The 10,507-nt window shown below is 66.4% G+C and carries 15 protein-coding genes; 1 reads left to right on the top strand and 14 read right to left on the bottom strand.

Features of this window, described 5'->3' with window-relative positions; genetic code table 11:
* Positions 1–87: 87 nt before the first annotated feature.
* The 6 genes from flgG to flgB are packed head-to-tail and all read right to left on the bottom strand — an operon-like array spanning position 88 to position 4,416.
* A complete protein-coding gene (gene flgG, locus GTP90_RS33115; protein WP_175048333.1) occupies positions 88–879 on the bottom strand; it encodes a flagellar basal-body rod protein FlgG in 792 nt (263 codons plus the stop codon).
* A 31-nt stretch (positions 880–910) separates the two neighbouring features.
* Entirely contained in the window at positions 911–1,636 is a 726-nt protein-coding gene (gene flgF, locus GTP90_RS33110; protein ID WP_161087499.1) for a flagellar basal-body rod protein FlgF, read from the bottom strand.
* A gap of 14 nt (positions 1,637–1,650) precedes the next feature.
* On the bottom strand, positions 1,651–2,916 hold the full coding sequence (locus GTP90_RS33105) for a flagellar hook protein FlgE (protein WP_161087498.1): 1,266 nt from the start codon (positions 2,914–2,916) through the stop codon (positions 1,651–1,653).
* Between the two features lie 14 nt (positions 2,917–2,930).
* Positions 2,931–3,617 carry a flagellar hook capping FlgD N-terminal domain-containing protein gene (locus GTP90_RS33100; RefSeq protein WP_161087497.1) on the bottom strand — a complete coding sequence of 229 codons (687 nt, stop codon included), beginning with the start codon at positions 3,615–3,617 and terminating at the stop codon, positions 2,931–2,933.
* Positions 3,618–3,620: 3 nt separating this feature from the next.
* Complete coding sequence (flgC, locus tag GTP90_RS33095; protein WP_117011425.1) at positions 3,621–4,043, bottom strand: flagellar basal body rod protein FlgC; 423 nt, start codon at positions 4,041–4,043, stop codon at positions 3,621–3,623.
* A 10-nt stretch (positions 4,044–4,053) separates the two neighbouring features.
* A complete protein-coding gene (flgB, locus tag GTP90_RS33090) occupies positions 4,054–4,416 on the bottom strand; it encodes a flagellar basal body rod protein FlgB (protein WP_161087496.1) in 363 nt (120 codons plus the stop codon).
* Positions 4,417–4,589: 173 nt separating this feature from the next.
* Between flgB and flgA the strand changes: the two genes are divergently transcribed.
* Positions 4,590–5,303 (top strand): flagellar basal body P-ring formation chaperone FlgA, encoded by a 714-nt coding sequence (flgA, locus tag GTP90_RS33085; protein WP_254452161.1) that lies wholly within the window; start codon positions 4,590–4,592, stop codon positions 5,301–5,303.
* Here flgA and GTP90_RS33080 read toward each other — a convergent pair.
* The 8 genes from GTP90_RS33080 to GTP90_RS33045 form a co-directional block, all read right to left on the bottom strand.
* On the bottom strand, positions 5,284–6,051 hold the full coding sequence (locus GTP90_RS33080) for a glycoside hydrolase family 73 protein (protein ID WP_161087494.1): 768 nt from the start codon (positions 6,049–6,051) through the stop codon (positions 5,284–5,286). The two genes, flgA and GTP90_RS33080, sit on opposite strands and share 20 nt — an antisense overlap.
* Positions 6,038–6,478 carry a flagellar export chaperone FlgN gene (flgN, locus tag GTP90_RS33075; RefSeq protein ID WP_371875161.1) on the bottom strand — a complete coding sequence of 147 codons (441 nt, stop codon included), beginning with the start codon at positions 6,476–6,478 and terminating at the stop codon, positions 6,038–6,040. Before flgN ends, GTP90_RS33080 begins: the two co-directional genes overlap by 14 nt.
* Positions 6,475–6,750, bottom strand: a complete 276-nt coding sequence (flgM, locus tag GTP90_RS33070) for a flagellar biosynthesis anti-sigma factor FlgM (protein WP_161087493.1) — start codon at positions 6,748–6,750, stop codon at positions 6,475–6,477. The genes flgN and flgM overlap by 4 nt, the downstream gene beginning before the upstream one ends.
* Positions 6,751–6,788: 38 nt before the next feature.
* Positions 6,789–7,811 (bottom strand): flagellar motor protein MotB, encoded by a 1,023-nt coding sequence (locus tag GTP90_RS33065; RefSeq protein WP_161087492.1) that lies wholly within the window; start codon positions 7,809–7,811, stop codon positions 6,789–6,791.
* Entirely contained in the window at positions 7,795–8,715 is a 921-nt protein-coding gene (gene motA, locus GTP90_RS33060) for a flagellar motor stator protein MotA (protein ID WP_161087491.1), read from the bottom strand. The genes GTP90_RS33065 and motA overlap by 17 nt, the downstream gene beginning before the upstream one ends.
* Before the next feature lie 54 nt (positions 8,716–8,769).
* A complete protein-coding gene (locus tag GTP90_RS33055; RefSeq protein ID WP_161087490.1) occupies positions 8,770–9,507 on the bottom strand; it encodes a FliA/WhiG family RNA polymerase sigma factor in 738 nt (245 codons plus the stop codon).
* Between the two features lie 45 nt (positions 9,508–9,552).
* Positions 9,553–10,044 carry a flagellar basal body-associated FliL family protein gene (locus tag GTP90_RS33050; RefSeq protein ID WP_161087489.1) on the bottom strand — a complete coding sequence of 164 codons (492 nt, stop codon included), beginning with the start codon at positions 10,042–10,044 and terminating at the stop codon, positions 9,553–9,555.
* 7 nt (positions 10,045–10,051) lie between these two features.
* The coding region (locus GTP90_RS33045; RefSeq protein ID WP_161087488.1) for a flagellar hook-length control protein FliK at positions 10,052–10,507 on the bottom strand (456 nt) is incomplete at its 5' end.

Raw genomic sequence — 10,507 nt, 5'->3', positions numbered from 1 at the left:
GCTGCAGCGCGGCGCAGCCGGTCAGCGTGGCCAGCATGGCGGCCAGCGCCGCCGCGGCCCAACCGGGGACGGGCAGGGCGGCTTTCATTATCGCGCGGCCTGCGACAGGTACTGCAGCATGTTGTCGGCGGCCGACAGCACCTTGGTGTTCATCTCGTAGGTGCGCTGGGCCGCGATCATGTCGACCATCTCCTCGACCACCTGGACGTTCGAGCCTTCCAGCGTGCCCTGCTTGAGCTTGCCCCACTGGGCGTCGCCCGGCTTGCCGTCGGTCGGCGTGCCGCTGGACGGGGTTTCCGCGAACAGGTTCTCGCCCAGCGCCAAGAGGCCGGTCGGGTTGATGAAGCTGGTCAGGGTCAGCTGGCCCAGCTGGCTGGCGGTGGTGTTGCCGGCCAGCGTGGCCGAGACCACGCCGTCCTCGCCGATGGTCAGCGCGGTGGCGTTGGCCGGGATGGTGATCTGCGGGATCAGCGGCAGGCCGTGGGCGTTGACCAGGATGCCGTTGGCGTCGACCTGCAGCTGGCCGGCGCGGGTGTAGGCGGTCTCGCCGTTGGGCTGGCGCACCGACAGGAAGCCGTTGCCCATCACCGCCACGTCGAGCTGGTTGCCGGTGGTTTGCAGCGAGCCCTGGCTGAACACCTTCTGGGTGCCGACCATGTGCACGCCGTTGCCCAGCTGGACGCCGGACGGCGCCAGCGTGTTGTTGTCGGCGCGCTGGGTGCCGGGCTGCTGCTCGATCGAGTAGAACAGGTCCTCGAACACCACGCGGTCGCGCTTGAAGCCGACGGTGTTGGCGTTGGCCAGGTTGTTGGCGATGGCTTGCAGTTTTTCGTCCTGCGCCTGCACGCCGGTTTTGCTGATCCACATTGCTGGATTCATGATTTCTCCCTTGGGTGTAACGTGGACCGGCTCAGCCGCCGATCAGGCGGTTACCGGTTTCGGCCATCGAATCGCTGGCCTTGAACAATTTCATCTGGATCTCGAACGTGCGGTTCAAGCTCATGGTGGCGACCATTTCCTCGACCGCCGACACATTGCTGCCCTCCAGGTGGCCGGGCTTGACCACCACGGTGGCGTCGGTGCCCAGCGGCTGGCCGCTGCGCGCCACCAGCAGGCCGGCCTCGTTCTTGGTCAGCTCCGACGCCTCGGCCTTGACCAGCTTGAGCTTGTCGATGGTCTGCATGGTGGTGGTGCCGGGGCTCTGGATCGACACCGTGCCGTCCGCGCCCACCGCGATCTTGCTGTACTCGGGCAGGGTGATCGGGCCGCCTTCGCCCAGCACCACGTTGCCGTTGATTTTCAGCGTGCCGGTCTCGTCGAGCGTCATCGCGCCGGCGCGGGTGTAGGCCTCGCCGGTCGGGCCCTGCACCGCCAGGAAGCCGTCGCCGGAAATGGCGACGTCCAGGTCGCGGCCGGTGGCCTTGAGCGTGCCCTGGCGGGTCGAGACCGCGTTGGCCTGCAGCTGCGACATGTGGCGGTCGTCGTAGCCGTAGCCGTTGACGGTCTGCGCCGACGACAGCTCCATATTGGCGCGGAAGCCGCCGGTTTCGATGTTGGCCAGGTTGTTGGCGTGTACCTGCTGGCCGCGCAGGGCCCGCTCGGCCCCGCTCATGGCGGTGTAGATCAGCGCATCCATGGGTCAGCTTATCCTTAGATCGCTTGCATCAGCGATTGCATCATCTGGCTCTCGGTCTGGATGACCTTGGAGTTCGCCTGGTAGTTGCGTTGCGAGGTCATCAGGCCGACCAGTTCCGACGTGATGTCCACGTTCGACTGTTCCAGCGAGCTGGTGTTGAGCGTGCCGGTGGTGCCGACGCCGGCGTAGTTGACCAGCGGCGAGCCCGAGCCGAGCGACTGCACCCAGCTGGTGTCGTCGACCTGGGTCAGCGCGCCCTCGTCGGGGAAGGTGGCCAGCGTCAGCTTGCCGACCGCCTGCTTCTGGCCGTTGCTGTACTTGGCGATCACCGAACCGTCCTTGGCCAGGTCGACGCCGGCAAAGGTGCCGGAGGCGTAACCGTTGGCGGCGTTGGTCGAGGTGGTGGCCTCGCCGGCAAAGTAGGTGGTGCCGGTGTAGTCGACCTTGAAATCGTCGGTCAGCTTGGCGCCGCTGGTGAAGCCCGGCCACAAGTCCTTGTCGCTGGTGTCGATCCCGCTCAGGTCGCCCATGTCGAAGACGCCCTTGACGGTCGGGTCGGCGGGATCCGGCACCGTCATCTGGCCCGAGGTCAGGTTGAATTCCAGGGTGGTGGTCTTGCCGATGGAATTGCCGTCGACGATGTAGTTGACATCCACCTTGCCTGGCGCGGAGGTGCCGAAGTACTGGGTCAGCGTGTGCTGGCCGCCCAGGGTGTCATAGATGATGCTGGTCTTCGACATGCTGAAGGTCGACGGGTCGGGCGGCGTGGTCGGCGTCACGGTGCCCGGGAAGGTGGTGGTCTTCCAGTCGGCCGACAGGTTGCCCACGTAGTTGAGCTTGTTGCTGATGACGGCCGGGATCTGGCCGGTCGGGATCGTGATGTCGCCCTGCGCGCCCGGCGTGGTGCTAGGCGGCGTGATGGTGGCGCCCTGCACGCGGCGGCCGCTGGCGTCGGTCAGGAAGCCGTCCTTGGACGTGTTGAAGATGCCGACCCGGGTGTAGTTGATGGTGTTGCTGCCGTCCTTGACCATGAAGAAGCCGGCGCCGTTGATCGAGGCGTCCAGCGAGCGGCCGGTGTTGAGGATGCCGCCGGACAGGCCGATGTTCTGGGTCTTGGAGCCGATGTTGACGCCGGTCGGCTGGTCGCCCGCGACCAGCGACGAGAAGTTGGCGCGCGACGACTTGTAGCCGTAGGTGCCGGCGTTGGCGATGTTGTGGCTGGTAACGTCCAGCGCTTCGTTGATGGCCTGGATGCCAGACAATGCGATACCGAAACTCATGATGGATACCTTCCTTAGAGACTAGATTGAGTGGCCGAAGCGGTGGATTTGCCGTTGAAAGCGGTGATGGCGGTTGGCGCGACTTCGCCGATGTTGCCGATGTTCAGGACGACGCTGCCGGCCGACGACAGGCGCACGCTGTTCAGGCGGCCCTGCAGGTCGACCGGCGGGTTTTCCTTGGTGCTGGTTTCCACCGTCATGGTGTAGGTGCCGGCGGGCAGGCCCAGCGCGGTCGGGTCGATGGTGAAGGGCACGGTGCCGGCCGCCGCCACGCCCAGGTTGACGTTGTGCTTGGCGCCGTCGATGCCGGTCAGCACCACGCGGGTGCTCGAGCTGGTGGCCGACAGCGTGGTCTGGGCGTGCACCTTGGTGCTGCCGTCGGTGGTCAGCGTGCCGGTCTCGGCCATGACATCGGAGCCGACCTGGGCGCCGAGCGCCAGCACCTGCATGCTCTGCAGCACGCTGGCGTTGGCGCTGGTCAGGCTCGACAGGTTCTGCAGCGACTCGGTCTGCGACAGCTGGGTCAGCTGCTGGACGAACTGCGCCGGATCGCTGGGCGACAGCGGGTCCTGGTTCTTGATCTGCGCCACCAGCAGCTTGGTGAACATGTCCGACGTCGCGCTGGCGCTGTTGCCGGTGATGCTGCCGCCGGTGGCCGGCGGGTTGGCGCTGGCGCCGTTGTTGAGAAGACTGACTGTCATGGCTTAACCTTCACCGAGTTTGAGGAGGGATTGTTGCATCGTGCGGATACGGCCCAGCACTTCGACATTGGTCTCGAAGGCGCGCGAGGCCGACATCATGTCGGTCATCTCGGCCACCTGGTTGACGTTGGGGTAGAACACCATGCCGTCGGCGTTGGCCATCGGATGGCCCGGCTCGTAGACCTTGCGCAGCGGCTCGGCCGATTCGACCACGTCCAGCACCTGCACCTTGCCGCCGGTATTGCCCATGTCGCCGATGCTGTCGGTCATGACGGCGGCGAACACCGGCTTGCGGGCGCGGTAGGTGTCGGCCTCGGTGCCGGCCACGGAGTCGGCATTGGCCAGGTTGCTGGCGATGGTATTGAGGCGCACCGACTGCGCGGCCATGGCCGAGCCGGCGATCTCGGAAATATTCTTGAACGACATTTGGCGCTCCTTATTGGCCGTTGATGGCCTTGGCCAGGCCCTTGAGGCTCATGTTGACGAAGGTCAGGCTGGTCTGGAAGTCCGAGGCGTTCTGCGAGAACGCCGCCTGCTCGACGCCGATCTCGACGGTGTTGCCGTCGCGGGTCGGGTGGAACGGCACGCGGTACATCATGGCGGCGTCGTCGTCGCCGCCGATGTCGCCGCTGGCCTCGGCCTGGGTGTTGGCCAGCGTGGCGGCGAAGTCCATGTCGCGCGCCTGGAAGCCGGGCGTGTTCTCGTTGGCGATGTTGGAGGCCAGGATGCGGGTGCGCTCGGCCCGCAGGTGCAGCGCGTCGGCATGCAGGCCCACCGCATCTTTGAAATTAATCGCCATGTTCATCCCCTGTGTAAGCATTGCTGTGAAACGATGTTGCATGAGTGAAAACCGCCGGCGCCGGGGTAGAATGGCGCCCGGGCGCATCATGCGCCCCAGACGTTACGGCTCCCGGCATCATAGTAGAGGTATTGCCCATGTTCAACAAAAGTATTGTAACCGCTTTGCGTGCAATGTTGCTGTTTTGCACTTCATTTTCTGCAGCAAGTTCCGCGACCGGTCCGACCGGCGCCGAACAAGTGCCGCTGGCGGTGGAGGCGGCGGCGCGCGCCCATGTGCAGCGCTGGGCCGACAGCAGCGGGCTGGTGGAACCCCAATTCGAGCTCACCGTGGTGCGCGGCAGCAGGCCGCTGGCCGCATGCAGCCACGCTGTGACGGTCGAAGCGCTTGATACGCGGCTGCCCAGCCGCATGCGTTTCGCCGCGGTCTGCGCCGGCGCCGACGGCTGGCGGTACGAGTTCGTGGTGCGCGCGCAGGTCTCGGCGCGCATTGCGATCATGGCAAGTGATGTTCCGTCAGGAAAAATTCTGACAGATGAAGATGTGTTGCTGGAGCGCCACGACATCTCCGGTTTGGCCGACAGCGTGTCCGATCCGCAGGAAGTGGTGGGGCTGGCCGGCCGGCGCGCGCTGCGCAGCGGCGAGGTGTTGCGGATGGCCTTGCTGAGCGCGCCAACCCTGGTCAAGCGCGGCGACGCGGTGCGCATCGTGGCCAGGCGCGAGCAGATCGAGGTCAGCATGGCGGGCGAGGCGCTCGACAACGGCGCGCGCGGCACCATGGTGCGGGTGCGCAACGCCAACGGTACCGTGATCCGCGCCAGGGTGACGGGCGCGGCGACGGTGGAGCCTGTCGATATGCCCGTTTCCACTAGTTCCCCGACGCAGTGAGCTTGCCGCCGGCGCGTTGCAGCTGCGCCGCCAGCTTGCTGAGTTTGTCCGCGTAGTGCGGATCGGTGGCGTAGCCGCCTTGCGCCAGCCCGTGGGCGAAGGCGCGGGCGTCGCTGCCGGTGTTGAGCGCGGCCTGGTAGCGCGGGTTGCCGGTCAGCAGATCGGCATAGTCGCGGAAGGCGCTGGCGGTGTCGGGATAGCTGCGGAAGCGCTCGACCTTTTTCAGCATGGCGCCGTGTTCGAATTCGGTGGTGGTGGCGGCCGCCACCGCGCCTTGCCAGGCGCCGCCGGCCTTGATGCCGAACAGGTTGTTGCTGTCGGCGCCGCCCTGGCGCAGCGGATTGCGGCCCCAGCCCGATTCCAGCGCCGCGTGGGCGGCGACGATGTCGGGCGAGACGCCCAGCTTGCCGGCGGTTTCCTCGGCCCAGGGCTTGATCTCGGCCAGGAATTGCTGTTGCGCGTCGGTGTCGGCGCCGCCGTCGATCGCGCCGGCGCCCTGGTGGCGCAAGGCCATCGCCTGCAGGTTCATGGCCGTGCCGTTGGCGTTGTTGGCGGCCGGGGCAGGGGAGCTGAAGCCGCCGCCCTGCGCGATGAAGGCGCCGACGTCGTGCTGGACTTGCTGGAAGGTGGAGGCGAACGCCCCCGCCGACGCCATGCCGCCCAGCGCCGCGGTGGGGCGGCTGGGCGTCATGTTCGAGACGGTGGCAGCCGTGGGTGCGGTCGACTGCATCCGGTCAAGCTGGTGCATAGATCTGCTCCTCGCCATGCAGCACGCGCTGCATGATGCTGTACTGCTCTACCAGCAAGTCGCTATTGCGCTTGCCCAAACGCTTGCATTCGATAACCATCTGTTCCAGGGTGTTCCAGTCGTTCTCCATTCTCTCCCGTGCCGAATTTTTCAGCAAGGCAAAAGCCTGCAACATGGTGCCGGCCGGGCCAAGTAGGCGTTGTACCAGCGCAACGCGCTGCGTGCGGCGCGCCTGCATCACGTCCACCAGCGCGGAAATGGCCTCGGCCACGGCGGTCAGCTGCGGGCCCTTGTGGCGCACGGCGGCGTCGAATTGCTGGTCCAGCAGGCCGCGCAGCTCGGCGTAGGCCAGCAGGTCGTCGGCCACGCCGGCCAGCAGCTGGCGCATGGCGTCCTGGCGCGACATCGCACTGACGGCGTCGCTCACTTCTCGCTCCCGTGGAAGCGCTGGATCAGGCCGGCCAGCTTGGCCGGGTCGAACGGCAGCTCGCCCTTGGCCAGGGCGTCGCGCAGCATGTCGACCTTTTCCTGGTCGATTTCCGGCATCTCGCGCATCGCCTGCAGCGCCGGCTGCATCACCGCCGACTGCAGCGGCGCCTGCACGGCCGCCGGCGCGGCGGCCTCGGCGGCTTCGGCCGGGGCCGCCTCCGCCACGCGCTGGACGGCGACGCCGTCCGGACTTCCTGTGGAGATTCTCATACGTGTGCCTCGGGTTGGCTTGGTTTCCATACGTCGTATTATTTGTTGCGGCGCGGGTCGCGCAGCGGGCTGGCGCCGCCGAGCTTGCTACGCAGTTTTTCCAGCAGGGTGGCGTCGGGCAGCGCCGTGTCGACATCCTCGGTCAGCGCGCTGCTGCCCTCCGGCATGCCGAACATGGTGGCGATCGACTTGGCCTGCGCCGTGGTCAGGATCAGTAATTCGATGCGGCGGTTGACGCCGGCGTCGGCGCGCTTGGTGTCGAGCGGCGCGCGGTCGGCCATGCCCACCACCTGCAGCACCGATTCCGGGTTCATGCTGCCGGCCAGCAGCTGCGAGCGGGCCGACATGGCGCGGTTGGCCGACAGCGTCCAGTTGGAGAAGGCCGCGTAGCTGCGGTCGGCGTACTGCAGCGAATCGGTGTGGCCGACGATCAGCATCTGGTTCTCCATTTGCCGGAACAGCGGACCCATCTTGCGCAGCAGCGCGCGGAACTTGTCGGTCGGCACGGCCGAGCCGCGCATGAACATGCCCTGGTGGTCGGTGTCGTGCAGCATCACGCGCAGGCCGTAGGGCGTGATCACCGACTCCAGGTTGCTGGTCAGGCCGGCCTCGGCGCTCATCTTGGTCAGCGCCCTGGACAGCGCCGCCAGGTCGCTCGGGCTGTCGTACTTGATCTTGGGCGTCTCGACCACCGGCTCGGCCTCGCCGGTGACCTTGGTGTGGGCCTCGCCCTTGGCCTTGAAGTCGCCCGGCTCCTCGGTGCTGCCGGTGTGCGGCATCGGGAAGCGGTCGATCAGGCTGCCGCGCGGGCCGCCCACCTGCTCGGGCATGACGCCCTTGCCCTGGTCGGTCTTGGCGCCGTCGGCCTCGGTCAGGATCTGCTCGAGCGACTCGAAGTTGCGGGCCGCCATCAGCCACAGCACCAGGAACAAACACATCAGCGCCAGGCAGAAGTCCGCGAAGGCTACCTTCCAGGCGCCGCCGTGGTCGTCGTGCTTGTGCTTGCCACCACCGCGCTTGATGATGGTTTGCTCATGCCCCTTGTCATGCGACTTTAGCACCGCGGCCTCCTCTGCGCGAGCTGTCCTCGGCCGGCGCGCTGTCGCGGCCTTCCAGGTCGTTGATCCAGCGTTCCAGCTGGGCGAAGCTCGGCTTGATGTTCAGCTGCACCAGGCGGCGGCCGGCGTCGATCGCCAGCAGCGGCGGCTTGCCGGCCACGTGCGTCACCAGCACCACCTTGACGGTCTCCTTGTTCGACGCCTCCTGGTTGACCAGCTGCTTCATCATGCTGGAGATCGGATCGAGGATGCCGTAGCAGAAGAAGATGCCGATGAAGGTGCCGACCATGGCGGCGCCGACGTGCTCGGCGATCTCGCCCGAGGTCGCGCCTTCGCTGACGGTGTTCATGGTGATCACGATGCCCAGCACGGCGGCCAGAATCCCGAAGCCCGGCATCGCCTCGCCGATCTTGCCGAGCGACTTGGCCGGCTGTTCGAGCTCGGTGTGGATGGCTTCCAGCTCCTGCTCCAGCACGCCTTCGAGCTCGTGGGCGTTGATCTTGCCCATCGCCATCAGGCGGAAGTTGTCGACGATGAAGGCCAGCAGCTTGGGCTCTTCCAGCACGCGCGGGTAGCGCTGGAACAGCGGGCTGTCCTTGGGCGCCTCGACGTGGGCGTCGAGCGCCTTCAGGCCGCCGGCGGCCAGCTGCAGCAGCTCGTACATGAGCAGCAGCAACTGGCGCTGGAATTCGGAGTCGTATTTTTTGCGGAACACGATCTTCTTGATCTGGGTGACCGCCTCCTTCAGCACGTGGCTGGGGTTGCCGATCACCAGCGCGCCGAAGCCCGCGCCGGCAATGACGATCAGCTCGATCGGTTGCCAGATTTGATGGAAGGCGCCGCCCATCATGAAGAAGCCGCCGAAGACGCTGCCTAAAACTATGAGTATGCCGACTATTTGCTGCATGATGATTCGCCTTTCCGCGTCATTTTTCTAATCTTGCCTTGCGCCCGCTCTGGATCAGGCGTTCTGCAATACTGCCTTCATCTTGCCCAGCGCCGCCTTGTTGAGCTGACAGACGCGGGCGTCGGTCAGGTCCAGCACGGCGGCGATTTCCTTGTAGCTGAGCTCGAATTCGTAATACATCTGCACCACCCGCTGCTCGCGCTCGTCGAGGCCGCGCAGCGCCTGCTCCAGGCTGCGGCGCACCACCAGCTGGTCTTCCGGGCTGGGCGCGCTGTCGTTGCTGACGCTGTCCTGCAGCACCTCGTCGAAGCTGGCGATCAGCTCGGCGTTCTCGTCCATCTGGTAAGCCTGGTAGGCCTCGGGCGTGAGCTTCAGCCCGCTCATGATCTCCTGCTCGCTCGGCTCATGGCCCAGCGTGCGGGTCAGCGCGCGCACGGCGTCGCGCAGTTTGTGGCTTTGCTGGCGCACCGCGCGCGGGCGCCAGTCCTGGCGGCGCAGCTCGTCTAGGATGGCGCCGCGCACCCGCAGGCTGGCGTAGCTGCCGAAGGCGCCGTCCGGCTCGCCGTAGCGGCGCAGCGCCTCCAGCAAGCCCATCAGGCCGATCTGTTCCATGTCGTCGCGGTCGATGGCGCCGGCGATCTGCGAATTGAGCTGGCGCACGATGCGCTTGACCAGCGGCGCGTAGGCCAGCAGGTGTTTTTGCTCGTCGGCCACGCTGTGCGCGACCGGCGCGACGCCGGGCTCGCCGTAACTTTCAGCGTAGGCGTCCGCGAATTGCTCTACATAGGCCATGCCCGCTCCAGTGCTCGCTTCACTCGTTTTCATGCTGGCCGCAAGCTACTCAATGATCAGCTTGCCGATCATGACTTCGTTGAAAGGCTTTTCCCGGCCTTCGTGCTCATAGGTGGCATCGAAAGCCTTGTTCAGCTCGGCCGCGAACTGGTCGATGGTCATCACTTGCGCGGTGGCCATCGGCAGGTTGGACAGCGTGCGCACCGCCACGCTGCGCAGCAGCGGCAACTGTTCCTTGGCTTCCTTTTCCTTCTTCTCGGTGGTGGTGATCACCAGGTCGGCCGACATGTAGTGCGATAGCGTATCGCCGGGCTGGCGCTTGAGCATGATGACCACCTTGTCCACCGTCAGGTATTTGGGGGGCGACTTGTCGTCCTTTTTCTCTTCCTTCTTGGCCGGCTTCTTGGCCGCCTTGCCGTCGGCCTCGGCCGCCGGCTCGTCCTTGCCCTTCGACATATACCAGACTGCGCCGCCAGCCACCGCCGCGCCCACCACGGCCACCAGCACCAGCGCTATGATCATTTTCATATTCTTCATCTACTGATTACTCCCGCTCGGACGTCATGGCAAAGGTGGTGGTGTCGTCGTCGGCCAGGGCGCGGCCCGGCGTGCGGCCCTGGTCCTGCTCGCGCTGCTGGCCGTTGCGCCCGCCGCTGTCGGCCTGGGCCTGGGCGCGCGAGGACGAGACCGTGACCGAGACGTCGGCGTACTGGCGGGTCGACAGGTCCTGGCGCACGCTGTCGCCGATGGTGTTCAACTGGCGCAGCACTTCGCTGTGGTTGGCGCTCAGGTTCACCTGCAGCGAACCGGCGCTGTGACGGATCGAAATTTCGATGCTGCCCATATTGGGCGGTTCCAGCCGGATCACGGCGTGGTCGTTATTGCGTTGCAGCTGCACTTGCAGGCGGTCGCCCAGCGCCTCGCGCAGCGGCTGCTGCCACTGGTCCGGCGCGCCGGCCAGCTTGACCACGGCGGCAGGCGCCGGCGCGGCGGTCTGCGG

This window comes from Duganella vulcania, assembly GCF_009857655.1.
In the GTDB taxonomy this organism is placed as follows: Bacteria; Pseudomonadota; Gammaproteobacteria; order Burkholderiales; family Burkholderiaceae_D; genus Rugamonas; species Rugamonas vulcania.
Note: the sequence above shows the minus strand (reverse complement) of the source record. Positions and strands in the feature narration are given on the sequence as shown.